The organism is Streptomyces yokosukanensis (genome assembly GCF_001514035.1).
GTDB classification, from domain to species: domain Bacteria; phylum Actinomycetota; class Actinomycetes; order Streptomycetales; family Streptomycetaceae; genus Streptomyces; species Streptomyces yokosukanensis.
The window spans coordinates 76,305-90,395 of the sequence record NZ_KQ948231.1 but is presented as its reverse complement, the minus strand read 5'-3'; the positions used below and the strand labels follow the sequence as shown (position 1 = coordinate 90,395).

At 71.9% G+C, this 14,091-nt stretch carries 12 protein-coding genes; 4 read left to right on the top strand and 8 right to left on the bottom strand.

Going from position 1 to position 14,091, the window contains the following annotated elements; all coding sequences use genetic code 11:
* The first annotated feature begins 6 nt into the window (after positions 1-6).
* Positions 7-495 carry a molybdopterin-dependent oxidoreductase gene (locus AQI95_RS40215; RefSeq protein WP_067135846.1) on the top strand — a complete coding sequence of 163 codons (489 nt, stop codon included), beginning with the start codon at positions 7-9 and terminating at the stop codon, positions 493-495.
* Here AQI95_RS40215 and AQI95_RS40210 read toward each other — a convergent pair.
* Positions 410-3,151 carry a molybdopterin-dependent oxidoreductase gene (locus AQI95_RS40210; protein WP_067135844.1) on the bottom strand — a complete coding sequence of 914 codons (2,742 nt, stop codon included), beginning with the start codon at positions 3,149-3,151 and terminating at the stop codon, positions 410-412. The genes AQI95_RS40215 and AQI95_RS40210 overlap by 86 nt on opposite strands.
* Positions 3,148-3,972, bottom strand: a complete 825-nt coding sequence (locus tag AQI95_RS40205; RefSeq protein WP_067135842.1) for an FAD binding domain-containing protein — start codon at positions 3,970-3,972, stop codon at positions 3,148-3,150. Before AQI95_RS40205 ends, AQI95_RS40210 begins: the two co-directional genes overlap by 4 nt.
* A 211-nt stretch (positions 3,973-4,183) precedes the next feature.
* Here AQI95_RS40205 and AQI95_RS40200 point away from each other — a divergent pair, with 211 nt between their 5' ends.
* Positions 4,184-5,779, top strand: coding sequence for a helix-turn-helix domain-containing protein (locus AQI95_RS40200; protein ID WP_067135840.1), 1,596 nt, complete (start codon positions 4,184-4,186; stop codon positions 5,777-5,779).
* 38 nt (positions 5,780-5,817) lie between these two features.
* Here AQI95_RS40200 and AQI95_RS40195 read toward each other — a convergent pair whose 3' ends face one another.
* Complete coding sequence (locus tag AQI95_RS40195; RefSeq protein WP_067135838.1) at positions 5,818-6,213, bottom strand: TOBE domain-containing protein; 396 nt, start codon at positions 6,211-6,213, stop codon at positions 5,818-5,820.
* A gap of 125 nt (positions 6,214-6,338) precedes the next feature.
* On the opposite strand from AQI95_RS40195, the gene AQI95_RS40190 reads away from it, so the two are divergent.
* On the top strand, positions 6,339-6,920 hold the full coding sequence (locus AQI95_RS40190) for a DUF1707 SHOCT-like domain-containing protein (RefSeq protein ID WP_067135836.1): 582 nt from the start codon (positions 6,339-6,341) through the stop codon (positions 6,918-6,920).
* Positions 6,921-6,998: 78 nt separating this feature from the next.
* Here AQI95_RS40190 and AQI95_RS40185 read toward each other — a convergent pair whose 3' ends face one another.
* From AQI95_RS40185 to AQI95_RS40165, 5 genes are all read right to left on the bottom strand, one after another.
* A complete protein-coding gene (locus AQI95_RS40185; protein ID WP_067135834.1) occupies positions 6,999-8,954 on the bottom strand; it encodes an APC family permease in 1,956 nt (651 codons plus the stop codon).
* Between the two features lie 268 nt (positions 8,955-9,222).
* Positions 9,223-9,780 carry a hypothetical protein gene (locus AQI95_RS40180; RefSeq protein WP_067135832.1) on the bottom strand — a complete coding sequence of 186 codons (558 nt, stop codon included), beginning with the start codon at positions 9,778-9,780 and terminating at the stop codon, positions 9,223-9,225.
* Between the two features lie 212 nt (positions 9,781-9,992).
* Complete coding sequence (locus AQI95_RS40175) at positions 9,993-10,523, bottom strand: universal stress protein (RefSeq protein WP_067135829.1); 531 nt, start codon at positions 10,521-10,523, stop codon at positions 9,993-9,995.
* A 300-nt stretch (positions 10,524-10,823) separates the two neighbouring features.
* Positions 10,824-11,030, bottom strand: a complete 207-nt coding sequence (locus tag AQI95_RS40170) for a DUF5999 family protein (protein WP_067135827.1) — start codon at positions 11,028-11,030, stop codon at positions 10,824-10,826.
* Between the two features lie 291 nt (positions 11,031-11,321).
* Positions 11,322-11,921 carry a hypothetical protein gene (locus AQI95_RS40165; RefSeq protein ID WP_067135825.1) on the bottom strand — a complete coding sequence of 200 codons (600 nt, stop codon included), beginning with the start codon at positions 11,919-11,921 and terminating at the stop codon, positions 11,322-11,324.
* Positions 11,922-12,492: 571 nt separating this feature from the next.
* Here AQI95_RS40165 and AQI95_RS40160 point away from each other — a divergent pair.
* Positions 12,493-14,010, top strand: a complete 1,518-nt coding sequence (locus AQI95_RS40160; protein WP_067135823.1) for a glutamate-cysteine ligase family protein — start codon at positions 12,493-12,495, stop codon at positions 14,008-14,010.
* Positions 14,011-14,091: the final 81 nt, after the last annotated feature.

Sequence of the window (14,091 nt, the reverse complement as noted above, 5' to 3'; positions counted from 1 at the left end):
TCACCGGTGACGCTCGCGGTACTCGCCCTGACCGGCGATCTGGCCCGGCCCGTCCGGCTGACCGTGCCGGACCTGCTCCGCTGGCCGCAGCACCGGGTGGACGTCAGCTTCGAGTGCGCGACCAGCGGCATCCAGCACCACCGCTTCGCCGGCCCGCGGCTGTACGACGTCCTCGCCGACGCGAGGCCCGGTTTCGACCCGGCACGGCGCAAGGACCGGCTGCGCTTCCTCATCGCGGTCACCGGCACCGACGGCCACCACGCCGTGCTGTCGTGGGCCGAGATCGACCCGGACTTCGCGGACGCGCCCGTCCTGCTGGGCGTACGTATCGACGACACCCCGCTGGACGCGGCCGGGCCCCAGCTGGTGCTCCCGCAGGACCGGTGCGGGGCCCGGCACATCAGCGGGATCACGGCGATCCGGGTGGACGGCGGCTACCGCTGTGGCGCTCCAGTTCCCGCCACACCCGATCACGCAGCAGCGGCACCTCGGTGAACCGCACGCCCGTCGCGTCTCGCAGGGCGTTGGCGAGTGCGGGGGCGACCGGGTTGAAGGGGCTCTCGCTCATCGACTTCGCGCCCAGCGGTCCGATGGCGTCGGACGTCTCCATGAAGTGCACCTCGGTGCGCGGCACATCGGCGTACTGCGGCAGCCGGTAGCGGCGGAAGGCGGCCGTGTCCACCGCACCCCGCTCGTCCAGCAGGACCTGTTCGAAGAGCGTGGCGCCCAGCGCCTGGGCGACCCCGCCCTCGACCTGGCCCCGGCACTGCATCGGGTTCATCACCTTGCCGGCGTCGGCCGCGTGCACGCTGCGCAGGATGCGGATCTCGCCGCTGCCGGGATCGACCGCCACCCGGAACCAGTGCGCGTTGAAGGCGACCGAGCGCGGGGTGCCGCCGAAGTGCCCGTCGGCGGTGAGCGCCAGGCCCACCGCGCGCGAGGCCGCGTACATCTCCTTGAGCAGCAGCCGTCCGCCGGGGTGCAGGACGGCCTCCTCCACGAGCCGGCAGTCGGCGCGAGCCGCGCCCAGGTGGGCGGCGGCGAAGTCGAGGAGCATGTCGGCGAGGGCGCGGGAGGCACGCAGGGTGGCCTTGCCCGCGACGACCGTGCCGGTGGAGGCGAAGGCGCCGGTGTCGTGCCGTACGACGTCCGTGTCGGACTGGCGGATGGTGATCCGGTCGACGGTGGTGGTGAGTTCGCCGGCCGCGATCTGCTTGTGCACGGTCGTGGTGCCGTTGCCGAACTCGGCGGTGCCGACGGCCAGATCGAAGGTTCCGTCGGGCAGCAGGGTGGCCTTGGCGTCGGCGATGTGGCCGCCGGGCGGGCCGGTCGCGATCATCGCGAGGGCCGCGCCCTCACCGAGCAGCCAGCCGTCCGGGACGGGCTCGGCCGGCGGCTCGGCCTGGGCCCGGCGCACGATCGCCAGGCACTGGTCGAGGCCGTAGCTCGCGATGTGCAGGTCCTCCTCGTGGCCGCCCGGACTGAGCATCGGCTCGTCCGGGCCGATGATGTTGCGGGCCTTGAACTCCAGCGGGTCCAGATCCAGTCGCCGGGCCAGTTCGTCCAGCGCGGACTCCACCGCGAACAGCGCCTGGCCGAGGCCGTAGCCGCGAAAGGCGCCCGCCGGGACGGTGTGCGTGTACACCGAGTAGGCGTCGACCTTCTTGTGCGCGGCGCGGTAGACCGCCATGGACTCGCCGACGCTGTGGAACATCACGGCCGGGCCGTGGTTGCCGTAGGCGCCGGTGTTCGAGACGACGCGCAACTGCAGGGCGGTGAGGGTGCCGTCGCGACGGGCGCCCGCCTTCACCCGGATGGTGAACGGGTGCCGGGTGGTCGCGCCGTAGAACTGCTCGGCGCGGGTGTACTCCAGTTTCACCGGGCGGCGCAGTTTCAGTACGGCGAGGGCCACGATGTCCTCGACCAGCATCTCCTGCTTGCCTCCGAACCCGCCGCCGACGCGGCCCGCCATCACCCGGACCTGCTCCTCGGGCAGGTCGTACAGGGCGCACAGGGCGCGGCGGGTGAGGAACGGGGTCTGGGAGCTGGTGCGGACGGTGAGCCGGCCGTCCTCGTCGATCCAGGCGAGGGCGCCGTGCGTCTCCAGGCTCGCGTGCTGGACCCGCTGAGTGCGGAAGGTCTCCTCGTATACGACGTCCGCCTCGGCGAAACCGGCCGCCACATCGCCGATCTCGCCGTGCGCCTCGCCGACGACGTTGTCCCGCGGGCGGGAGATCCGGGCCGTCACCGCGTCCTTGTCGTGGACCACGGGTGCCCCGGGCCGCATGGCCTGCTCCGGGTCGAGGACGGCGGGCAGCACCTCGTACGTCACCTCGATCCGCCGGCAGCCCTCCTCGGCGGCGGCCTCGCTGTCGGCGACGACGGCCGCCACCCGCTGGCCGATGTAGCGGACCGTGTCGTCCAGCACCCGGGTGTCGTCCGGATCCTCCGTGGGGTGCTCGTGGCGGGCGGTGGAGAAGTGCCGTTCCGGGGCGTCGTGGTGGGTGAACACGGCCTGTACGCCGGGGACGCGCAGGGCGGCGGAGGTGTCGATCGCGAGGATGCGGGCGTGGGCGTGCGGGGAGCGCAGCAGCTTCATGTGCATGAGGCCCGGCACGTCGATGTCGAAGGTGTAGCGGGCGGTGCCGGTGACGACCTGCGGTCCGGCCGGGGCGGGCAGGCTGCGGCCGACGGACTCGCCGGGCGCGGGCGCCTCCACGTTCTTCACGCCGCGTACGGCGTCCTCGATGGCCCGGTAGCCGGTGCAGCGGCACAGGTTGCCCTTGAACGCCCTCGGCAGATCGGCCAGTTTGTCCTCGTCGAGGGCGGCCGTGGTCATCAGGAAGCCGGCCGTGCAGAAGCCGCACTGGAAGCCCTGCGCGTCGAGGAACTTCTGCTGCACGGGGTGGAGTTCGCCGTCCTGGGAGGCGAGGCCCTCCACCGTGGTGACGCTGTGGCCGTCGGCCCGGAAGGCCGGGTACAGGCAGCTGTGCACGGGCCTGCCGTCGACATGGACCGTGCAGGCGCCGCAGTCGCCCTGGTCGCAGCCCTTCTTCACACCGAACCACCCGCGATCACGCAGATAGGTTCGCAGGCACTGGCCGGGGCGGGGTTCCTCCTCGAAGGACCTCCCGTTGACCTCCACCTTCATCGCCGCTCCTCCTGCACCAGCTCGCGGCGGATCTCCTCCGCCATCCGGAACGTCATGTGCCGCCGCCACTCGGGCAGTCCGTGGATGTCGTCGAACCACTCGCCGTCCGCGACGGCCGCGTCGATCGCCTCGCGCAGCGCCGCGGCGGTCGGGGCCAGCGGGAACCACAGCCGCACCGGCCGGACCGTGGCTGCGGTGACGGTGATCGCGACCGAGTGGTCGACCGGGTCGAGCGTGCCGATGACCAGGGCGGCCGAGCGGCCCAGGCCGTACAGCGAGGTCTGCCGGAACGCCGTGCGGCAGGCCAGGGCGCGGGCCGGGAGGGTGACCGAGCGCAGGAGTTCGCCTTCGGCGAGGTCCTTGCGGCCCGCGCCGAGGATGAAGTCGGCGACCGGGATCCGGCGCCGGGCGCCGTCCTGGGCGATGAGCAGGCACTCTCCGTCCAGGGCGGACGTGAGGGAGATCATCGGGCCCGCCGGCAGGCCGTTGCACAGGTTCCCGCCGATCGTGGCCATGTTCCAGATCTTGAACGAGGCGAGGAAGGCCCGGCAGCACTGCTCGAAGAGGGAGGCGGCGGGGGCGATCAAGTCCCGGGCGTAGCCCGACAGCTCGGCGATCGTGCAGGTGGCGGCCAGCTCCAGGGAGCCGTCCGGATGGCGGTGCGCGGGTGTCCAGCCCATCCGGCTCAGGTCCACCAGGCGCCGCAGGTGCGGTTGGGGCTCGGAGAACAGGTACGTTCCGCCGCCGAGCCAGGCGTCACCCGGCCGCCACGGCGCGGGCCGTCTGGCGTCTCGTATCTCGAGCACCGTGTTCAGGTCCATGGCCGAAAGTGAAGCAAGGGGGACCGGCTCGGACGACTGGTGCGGAGCACGGAAACTCCGACGCCCGGGCAGCTTCCACTGGAGGATTCACCAAGAAGCATTCCGCTCCCGAAAGCTTGCATTTACGATGCATTATCTCGCACTCGGCTTGCGAATGCGAGGATGCCGGGAGGTCTGCTCGCCGCCCGGCGGTCGTACGAGGAGCCAGCACATGCACGTCGAACACCTCCTGGGGGACGCCTCCCTCGGCCTGCGCCTGCTGTGGGCGGAGGACGCACTGCTGAGGCGTGAAATCAGCGGAGTGACCGTCACGGACCTGGAGGACCCGGCCCGGTTCGTGCGGCCGGGCGAGCTGGTGCTCAGCGGGCTCGTGTGGTGGTCGCCGGACGGCGGCACCGGCAAGGCGGAGCGGTTCGTCTCCGCCCTGAAGGGTGCGGGGGCCGCCGCACTGCTCGCGGGCGAGGAGACCCATGGGAGCGTGCCGGACGACCTGGTCGAGGCGTGCGTGCGCCATCGGGTGCCGGTGGCGGGGGTGCCGGCGCACATCATGTTCCGGTCGATCACCGACACCGTGTATCTGCGCCAGTGGGGCGGGCTGAGCCGGCATCACGCGCTGCCGGAGAACACACGGGTGCGGCTGAGCCGGCTGCTCGCACAGGATGCCGGTCCGTACGCCGTCCTCGCCGCGGCCTTCGCCCACCTCGGCGGGACGGCGGCGTACGTCTTCACCTCCTCGGGGCGGACGGTCGCGGCCACGCCGGGCGCGCCGGCGGTGTCCGCGAAGGAGGCTGTCGCCCTGGTCGCGGACGGGGACGGGGTCACCGCCGCCCTCGACACCCACGGCGTGTCCGCCTACGAGCGCCGGCTGTTGTACCTGCCCGATCCCGACGCCGCCCCGCCGCGGATGCTGCACGAGGTCGCCGCCGTTCTGGCGCACTGTCAGGAGGCCGGTGCCCGGCGTCCGCCGGCGGGGTTCGGCGCGGCGGACGAACTCGGTGCGCTGCTGGCCGCTCCGGCCGCGCGGGGCGACGCGGCCGTGCGGGCGGCGCTGCGCCGGTGCGGGCTGCCCGAGCGGGGGTCGTACCAGGTGATCGTCGCGGACGCGGTGGCGAGGCAGCCGGGGCTGGGTGAAGTGCCGCTCGCCGAGGGCGCGTTGACCGAGGTGGCCGGGCATCTGGTGGATGCGGGCGGCGGCGGTGCCGCAGATGTCGTGGCGGAGCCGGACGGCACCGGGGGCGCGGGCGAGCGGGTGCCTGCGGTGGCGGCGGCCGTGGGGCGGTTGCCGGACGGGTGCGCCTTCGCGGTGATCTCCGGTGATCTCGCGGCCGGCCGGGCGGGTGAGGCCTGGGCGCTGGTCGCCGACTCCGTGCCGGGCGTCGTGCTGCACGGCGGCGTCGGCGCGCCCGCGGCGGAACCCGAGGGCCTGGGCGGGGCGCTGGCGCAGGCCCGCTATGCCCTCGCCTCGGCCCGCAGCATGGCTCCCGACGCCTGCCGCCTCGTCGACGCCGGCTCCTTCACCACCCTCGACGGTCTGCTCACGGGGGTGCCGGCCGAGGTGCGCACCGCCTACAGCCGTACGGTCCTCGGCCTGCTGCTGGAGGGCGGCCGGCCCGCCATCGCCGACCTGCTGAGCACGCTGGAGACCTTCCTGGCCTGCGACGGCTCCTGGGCGCGCACCGCCCAGGAGCTGCATGTGCACGTCAATACCGTGCACTATCGGGTGGAGCGCGTCGAGCGGCTCACCGGGCGCGACCTGTCCCGGCTGCGGGACCGGCTGGATCTGTGGGCCGCGCTGATGTGCCGATGACGGCCGGGGTGTGACGACGGGGGCGGCGGTGCGAGAGGTCAGACGCGGTCGATGTGCACGTTGGTGGACTTCACGCGCGCGGTGGCCTCCATGCCGACCTCCAGGCCCAGTTCCTCCACGGCTTCCCGGGTCAGCAGTGACACCAGCCGGTGCGGGCCCGCCTGGATCTCCACCTGGGCGGCGACGTCACCGAGCTTGATGGCCGTGACGATGCCGGGGAACGCGTTGCGCACGGAGGTGTAGGTGGCGTCCTCCTCGCCGCCGCCCGCCTTGGCCAGTTCGACCGAGAACGCGGCGAGGTCCCGGCCGTCGATGAGCCGCCGCCCGGAGTCGTCGCGATGGGTGGCCATCCGGCCCGCGTCGGCCCAGCGTCGGGCGGTGTCGGGGCTCACGCCGAGCAGCCGCGCCGCCTGGCCGATCGTGTAGGACTGCATGCCGGTCACGATAGGGCCACGCGCAGGGAACCGTGGACACCGGGTTGGCCGTTGGGTATAACGCGATATGGCGTTAGTTCGCGACGGTGGTTCCCTGCGGGGACGTTCTGGACAGGGGTGAGGGTATGGCGGTCGAGCTGCTGCCCACGGAGTCGTCCTCGGGGCTGCGTGCCTCGCACGCGGATCGGGACCGGGTGGTGGACGTGCTGACGGGCGCCGCCGCAGACGGCCGGATCACGGCCGAGGAGTTGGACGAGCGCGTGGCGGCGGCGCTGTCCGCGCGCACGCTCGGAGAGTTGGCGGCGCTCACCGTCGATCTGCCGGAGGAGGCCACTGCGGCGCCCCAGAAGGAGGTCGTCCGGATCGAGCAGCAGTGCGCCCGGGCCGTGCGGGCGGACGGCTGGGTGGTGCCGCGCCGGATGGAGATCGCCTCGCAGTGGGGACAGGTGACCCTCGACTTCTCCGGCGCGGTGATCACGCACGACACCCTCCGCATCGACCTGGACATGTGCGGTGGCGACCTGCGGCTGATCACCCCGCCCGGCGTGGTCGTGGACGCCGACGCGCTGGTGATGGGCTACGGCAGGATCAAGGTGCGGCCGACCCGCGATCCGGGGGCACCGGTCGTGCTCCGTGTGGAGATACACGGACGGCTCACCATGGGGCGCCTGGAAGTACGGCCGCCCAGGCGGTGGTTCGGCGGATAGGCCGGGCGCTCGACGGCGTCGGCGGGCGGGCCTCGGTCGACGGCCCGCCCGGTCCGGTCGGGGTGCTCCCGTCCGGTCTCAGCCGGTGTGCACCCGCGGCCGGCGGGCCCTGTCCGATTCCGCCTCGCGCAGCACTTCACGGGTGACCGGGGCGACCTCGCCCTGCCCGAAGAGGAAGAAGCGCAGGAAGTTGGCGAACGGATTGCCCTCGGTCCACTCGAAGTAGATGTGCGGGGTGCAGCCCGTCATGTCGCGCACGTGGAGCAGCAGTGCCGCCAGGGCGTTGGGGATGGACGCGGACTCCAGGGTCAGTACGCGGTAGCGGCCGTGCAGGACCTCGCCGCGCACGGTCAGCCCCGCCTCGAACTCGGAGGGGTCGGTGACCGTGACCTCGACGAAGACGAAGTCCTCCTGCTCGGGCATGTCGTTGTCGGCCCGGATCTGCTCGATCTTGTCGCGGTACTCGGCCTTGTCCCGGTGGCCGGGCTCGTTGGCGATGAACCGCATCTTGCGGCTGGCCATGTCGCGGACGAATCGTTCCGCCAGCGGGTCGAGCGTCACGCTGGTCACCCGCAGCTCGAAGGCACGGGCCAGCCGGGACAGCAGCGAGACCAGGATGATGCCGACGATGAAGCAGGCACCGATCTTCACACCGTCCGGACGCTCGATGACGTTCACGACGGTCGTGTACAGGAACACCACAGAGATCACGCCGAACCCGATGGTCCACTTGCGCTGCCCGGCCTTGCGCGCGGCGATGGTCACCGCGATCGCCGCGGAGCTGATCAGCACCAGCACACCGGTGGCGTAGGCGCCGCCCTGCGCGTCGACGTTGGCGTCGAAGAGCCAGGTGACCAGGAAGGCGATGAGCGTGAAGACGATGACCATCGGACGCACCGCGCGGGCCCAGTGCGGGGCCATGCCGTAGCGGGGGAGATAGCGCGGCATGAGGTTGAGCAGTCCGGCCATGGCGGAGGCGCCGGCGAACCACAGGATGGCGATGGTCGAGACGTCGTAGACCGTGCCGAAGCCGTTGCCGAGGTACTCGTGCGCCAGATACGCGAGCGCACGTCCGTTGGCCTCGCCGCCGGCCTTGAACGCCTTCTCCGGGATGAGCAGCGTGGTGATGAAGCTGGAGGTGATGAGGAACGCGCTCATGATCAGCGCGGCCGTGGTCAGCAGCTTCTTGGTGTCCCGGATGCGGCCGGTCGGCTTCTCCTCGGTGTCGTCCGGGTCGCCCTCGACGTGCGGCATGACGGCGACACCGGTCTCGAAGCCGGAGAGGCCGAGCGCGAGTTTGGGGAAGACGATCAGCGCCAGGCCGATCATGACGAAGATGTTGCCGTGCTGCGCGGTCAGCGCGCTGGACCAGTCGGTGATCACATGTCCCGCGGTGATCACGTGGTAGAGGCCGACGGTCACGACGACGACGTTCAGCCCGAGGTAGATGCCGACGAGCGCGGTGGCGACGCCGATCGCCTCGAGGAAGCCCTTGAGGAACACCGCGCCGAGCAGCGCCACCAGGATCAGGGTGATGATGACCTGCTTGCCGTGCAGGAAGTCGCTCAGATGCGGGTTCTCCACGAGGTGGGTGGAGGCGTCGGCGGCCGAGAGGGTGATCGTGATCAGGAAGTCGGTGGCGGCGAAGCCGAGCAGCGTGAGCACGAAGAGCTTGCCCTGCCAGAAGGACAGCAGCCGCTCCAGCATGGCGATCGAGCCCTCGCCGTGCGGGCTCTCCTCGGCGACCCGGCGGTACACCGGAAGTGCTCCGGCCAGGGTGACTATGACGAGGACGATGGTCGCGATGGGACCCAGCAGTCCGGCCGCGAGCGCCGCGATGCCCGGCTGGTAGCCGAGGGTGGAGAAGTAGTCGACGCCCGTCAGGCACATCACGCGCCACCAGCGCTGGCCCTTGTGCACGGGCTCCGGTTCGGCCTCCGCCCCGCCCTGGCCGCCGTGCTTGCCCATGTCGGACAGCCCCTCCAGCATCCAGTTGCGCAAGCGACTGGGCGGGGGGTGTTCGGTCGTGGCCATCGGCGTGCTCCTGTGTGCGGCTCAGCTCTTTCCGGCCATCACGCGGACGGCCGCACCAGCGTAAGCGGAGAGTGACGCCAGGGCCCATGGATCCGGGCAGGGCAGGCGTCAAGCTTGCGTTAAGAATGGCCCGGAAGGGCCGGAGCCGCATCAAGAACGGGAGGCCGGAGAGGTTTGCCGGGAACACGGCCGTTCGGGTCAATCGCAACCCCGTCGACCCATGGACGGCCACCGAGTGTCATGGTCTCAAGACGTCGGACGCATCACCTCACTTCATGTCCGAGACCCGGAAGACGCCCAGGGCCGTCTCGCGGTCGAGGCGAGTGGCGAGGCGGCGCAGCGCGGTCCTGCCGCACAGCAGGGTGCCGGCCGCCTCGGAGACCCGGGCGCCCTCGTCGAGCAGGTACCAGAGGTTCGGATTGCGGATCAGGACGTCGGGGTCGATCTCGACGCGATTGCCCAGGGTGTCACGGAGGATCAGGCGCTGGGCGACGCCGTCCAGCGGGCGCACCGCGGTCAGCAGATCGGTACGGACCAGGCGGGTGACCAGCAGGCGCCGCACGGCCAGCCAGCCCACGCCGGCCGACACCCGGACCGGGAAGAGGACGAACAACAGCAGCAGCGCGAGGGTGGCCCACAGGGCGCCGCGCCACCAGGTGAGGGAGTCGGCCGCCCAGTCGGCGACCAGCAGCAGCCCGAGCAGCACACCGGCACAGCCGAGCGCGGCGCGCACGTCACCGTCCCAGCCGCGGTCGTGCGCCGCGCCGACGGCGCCGGCCGGGCGTGAGCCCCTGGGCCGGGTGTGGGTGTCGTCGCGGCGCCTCATGGCTGAGACGGTAGACAGCGCCGGTGCCGCCGGAGCGCGGCCGACGCGTTCCTTGACGTCCTTCTGACGGCGGACGGGCCCGTTTTGACGCGTCCCCAGCGCCCTCCGGCACCCCGCCCAGTCTCCCCGGCGCGTTCGGTGCCGCAGCGTGCCCCGGGCGCCGCGTCGTCCGCGGGACTCCTTCGGCATGCTCCCTCCGTTCGGGGTGGCCGTCACAAGCCCCGCATGTCGATCCGCAGATGCCAGGTGCAGCGCCGGTGCACGGACAGCAGCTCCGACTCCAGCGGTGACGGGGGCACCGCGAGCACGGGGCAGACCGCGTGTGCCAGGCAGTGCCGGGAGACCCGGCCCGAGAAGGCGCGCTGCAGACCGCGCCGGCCCGCGCCCACCACCAGTACGTCGCTCTCCCGGTCCGCGGTCGCCACCAGGGCCGGGCCGGGGGCACCGCGGACGACGCCCGGGCGCATCGCCACGCCGGGAGCCTCCCCGCCGAAGATCTCGTCGAGCACCGCGGCGAGCCGTTGCCCGGCGAGCCGCTGCCAGTCCTCGACCGGCAGACCGGCGGCGGGGCCGCGGCGCGCGGCGGGGTCGCCGCCCGGCGGCTCCCAGGCCAGCACCGGCCACAGCTCCGCTCCCAGTCGGCGGGCCAGCGCGGTGGCCCGCCGCAGCGCCGTGACGCTGCCGAGGGAACCACTCACACCGACCACCACCCGAGCGGTCGCCGAGGGGTCGTAACCGGACATCACTCCACCGTTCCTCGCGGGCGACGCCGGGTGTCTCGCGCGGGGACGTGCCCGCTCCGCGAGGCCCTTGCTCCTTTCCATCCCACTCCCGCACCGGCGATTCGACCAGCCGGGCGGACATCCGGGATTCGGCTCTGGCCGGTGCGCGACGTTCGGGGAGGCGGGCGAATGTCCCACCCACCTCGGCTGCGAGGCGCTGCGTCGACGCCCGGCCACCGACCGTGACCGCCCCGGGACATACGTCGGGGCCGGTGCGCACCGATGTGTGCGGCCGGCCCCTGGAGGTCGCTCGTGCTCGGCTCAGGCCGCGGTCATCACCTGGTCGGCGCCGAGCGGGCGGTGCGGGCCGATGATCCGGCCGTCGGGCAGCAGCTCGCCGGTGTCCTCGAAGAGCAGGACGCCGTTGCACAGCAGACTCCATCCCTGCTCCGGGTGGTGCGCCACGAGACGGGCGGACTCCCGGTCGGCGGACTCGGCTGGTGGACACGGCGGCTGGTGCTGGCACATGGGTGGGATCTTTCGCTCTGTCGTGGTCATGGCCGTCCCCCGTGGTGTTAAGTCGGTCGGAACCCAGTGTTGCCCGCTGGACGTCATTCCGCAGGGATTTCGCAGCACCGCTTCTCACAGGTTGATGACGCGTCACCCGCGCGGACGGTTCAGTGCAAGTGCACTGTCCCTTTGGGTGGTTCGCAGTGGCCGGATCGGGCTAGTCCGTGCAGGCCAGCCCCCTGACATGGTCGTACCCCGCCTCCCGTAGGGGTAAGCGGGGCACGTGAGCGGCGCAGTGCGGGCGGACGGTCAGGCGGGTGAGCCCAGCACCGGCGGCACCAGCAGCGGCACGGGGGTCGCGCGGTGGGTCAGCACCGGGAGCAACTCCGTGACCGGGAACGGGCGGTGCGCCGGTATGCCCGGCGGGGCCGGCGCGAGCGGGACGAGCAGATCGGTGCCGGCCGGATGCCCCTCGGCTCCGTCGGCGGTGGTGTCGCCGTGCAGCCACAGGGTCAGCATGTACAGGCCGGGCACCGACAGCAGGCGCGCCTGGTAGGGCTGTTGCAGCGCCTCGGCCTGGAGCAGGGCGCGCTCGGTCGAGGTGACGTACGGGCCTTCGAAGAAGTGCGAGAAGGCCCAGCCGTCGGGCGTGAGCATGGTCTCGGCCGCGGCCACCGCCCGCCCGCCGGACCGTATCAGGAAGCGCCAGCCGGCCAGCCGCGTCGCGGACAGGCCCTGCGCGGTGATCCGGTCCAGCACATGCACGGGCAGCGGGAGTTCAGGTGTCGTCGGGCCCTGCGCGGCACGCAGGGAGGGGGTGCGGGCCTCACGCACCGCGGTGGGCGAACCGAGGGCGGTGAGGACGGAGCGCAGGGCGGGCGCGGGGGCAGGGGGCACGTGCAGCGGCATGTGGGTCGCCTCTCTCATTCGACAGGCGCGGCGGCGCGAGGAGGGGTGGGGCGGACGGCGCTGTCTGCTCACGCAAGGCCGGAAGGGTGTGGGCCCGGGTCGGTGAACACGGCTGCGGCTCGGCCTGCCGCCCGTCACCAGGACGGCCTGAACACGGCAGGAACCAGGACCGAGGGCGTCAGCCTTCTGCCTTGTGGGCGAAGTTTATACGACGTCTGTTCGGCCGTTGTTTCGTCTATCCCATTTCCAGGCGCGGCGCAAGGCGATAATACGCCGCCGATTTGCGGGACTCCTCCCGATTCCCGGACCGGCCTCCCGCGGCTGACCTCGCACTACGCGTCGGTGGCGGTAGGCTGAATGTCGTCGGCGTTTTTCACGAGCCGTTCAGGGAGCGCGGAGTTCCGGTCTGTTGCATGCCTCGTGAATGTGCCGCGGGGAACATTCCGACAGGGTAGCGGGCGCCTGGCTGACGCGGGACGTTATCGATCGCTTCCGTTGGGCATCATCCTCCCACTGACCGGGACCCCGGCGGCCGGATCGTCGGTCCGCCCATCCGAGGAGGGACACTTCGATGGGGGAGAAGGTCGTGGCAGGGCAGTTCGACCTGTCCGATCGCCAGCGCTACCGCGAAAAGCTCCAGAAGTGCCTCACGGGACTGGAGCGGCTGTTGCGCGAGAAGCGATTCGACCGTCCCAAGAACCTCATGGGAGTCGAGATCGAATTGAATCTCGCGGGGCCCGACGGTATGCCGAAAATGTTGAACGGGCAGGTACTGGAGCGCATCGCGAGCCGCGATTTCCAAACAGAACTCGCCATGTTCAATCTGGAAGTAAACATAGCTCCACACAGATTGGGCGGCCGGGTATTCGACCGGCTCGCCGAGGAACTGCGCACTTCGCTCGCCTACGCCGACCGCAAGGCCGGCGAAGTTGCCGCGGGCATCGTGATGATCGGCATCCTGCCCACGCTCGACCGCGACGACCTGGTCTCCGCCAACCTCTCCGAGGCTGACCGCTACACCCTGCTCAACGACCAGATCGTGGCCGCGCGAGGGGAGGACTTCCGGCTCGACATCGAGGGCGTCGAGCACCTCGTCTGCACGTCCAAGTCGATCGTCCCGGAGGCCGCCTGCACCTCCGTACAACTGCATCTGCAGGTCACCCCGGCCCGGTTCGCGGACGTGTGGAACGCGGCGCAGGTCGCGACCGCCGCGCAGATCGCCGTCGGCGCCAACTCGCCGTTCCTGTTCGGCCGCGAACTGTGGCGCGAGTCCCGGCCCCCGTTGTTCCTGCAGTCCACCGACACCCGCCCGCCCGAACTCCAGGCTCAGGGCGTGCGGCCGCGCACCTGGTTCGGCGAGCGGTGGATCACTTCGGCGTACGAGCTGTTCGAGGAGAACCTGCGCTTCTTCCCGGCCCTGCTGCCGATCTGCGACGACGAGGAGCCGCTGGACGTCATCGAGGCGGGCGGCACGCCCAGACTCGCCGAACTGGTGCTGCACAACGGCACGATCTACCGCTGGAACCGGCCCGTGTACGGCATCGCGGACGGCGTCCCGCACCTCAGGGTGGAGAACCGGGTGCTGCCGGCCGGGCCGACCATCACCGATGTCATCGCCAACGCGGCCTTCTACTACGGCCTGGTCCGCGCCCTCGCCGAGGAGTCCCGTCCGGTGTGGACCCGGCTGTCCTTCGCCGCGGCCGAGGCCAACTTCGACACCGCGTGCCGGTACGGCATCGACGCCCGGTTCGTATGGCCCCGGCGAGGGCGCTACGGCGGCACGGGCGTGGTCGACGCGGTCACCCTGGTCCGCGACGAACTGCTGCCGCTGGCCTCGGCCGGGCTGGACGCGTGGGGCGTGGAGGCGGCCGACCGCGATCTGTACCTGGGCGTCATCGAGGAGCGCTGCCGACGCCGGGTGAACGGGGCGTCCTGGCAGGCCGCCACGTTCCATCGGGCGCTGGAGCAGGGGCTGAGCCGTGACGCCGCGCTGGCCGCCACGACCCGCAGGTACGCCGAGCTGATGCATGTCGGCGAGCCGGTGCACACCTGGCCGGTGGGCCTGCCGGAGCCGGTGCCTCTCGGCTGAGGGGCGGGCGGTGCGTGCGCCGGGCGCCGTACGCACCGCCGCTGCGCGCCACGGGGCCGGGCGCCGCTGCGGCGGCCGGAG

What these genes read in the sequence shown, in the direction of transcription:
- AQI95_RS40210 (WP_067135844.1), bottom strand. Translation starts at nt 3,151, where the DNA reads ATGAAGGTGGAGGTCAACGGGAGGTCCTTCGAGGAGGAACCCCGCCCC.
- AQI95_RS40205 (WP_067135842.1), bottom strand. Translation starts at nt 3,972, where the DNA reads ATGGACCTGAACACGGTGCTCGAGATACGAGACGCCAGACGGCCCGCG.
- AQI95_RS40200 (WP_067135840.1), top strand. Translation starts at nt 4,184, where the DNA reads ATGCACGTCGAACACCTCCTGGGGGACGCCTCCCTCGGCCTGCGCCTG.
- AQI95_RS40195 (WP_067135838.1), bottom strand. Translation starts at nt 6,213, where the DNA reads ATGCAGTCCTACACGATCGGCCAGGCGGCGCGGCTGCTCGGCGTGAGC.
- AQI95_RS40190 (WP_067135836.1), top strand. Translation starts at nt 6,339, where the DNA reads ATGGCGGTCGAGCTGCTGCCCACGGAGTCGTCCTCGGGGCTGCGTGCC.
- AQI95_RS40185 (WP_067135834.1), bottom strand. Translation starts at nt 8,954, where the DNA reads ATGGCCACGACCGAACACCCCCCGCCCAGTCGCTTGCGCAACTGGATG.
- AQI95_RS40180 (WP_067135832.1), bottom strand. Translation starts at nt 9,780, where the DNA reads ATGAGGCGCCGCGACGACACCCACACCCGGCCCAGGGGCTCACGCCCG.
- AQI95_RS40175 (WP_067135829.1), bottom strand. Translation starts at nt 10,523, where the DNA reads ATGTCCGGTTACGACCCCTCGGCGACCGCTCGGGTGGTGGTCGGTGTG.
- AQI95_RS40170 (WP_067135827.1), bottom strand. Translation starts at nt 11,030, where the DNA reads ATGTGCCAGCACCAGCCGCCGTGTCCACCAGCCGAGTCCGCCGACCGG.
- AQI95_RS40165 (WP_067135825.1), bottom strand. Translation starts at nt 11,921, where the DNA reads ATGCCGCTGCACGTGCCCCCTGCCCCCGCGCCCGCCCTGCGCTCCGTC.
- AQI95_RS40160 (WP_067135823.1), top strand. Translation starts at nt 12,493, where the DNA reads ATGGGGGAGAAGGTCGTGGCAGGGCAGTTCGACCTGTCCGATCGCCAG.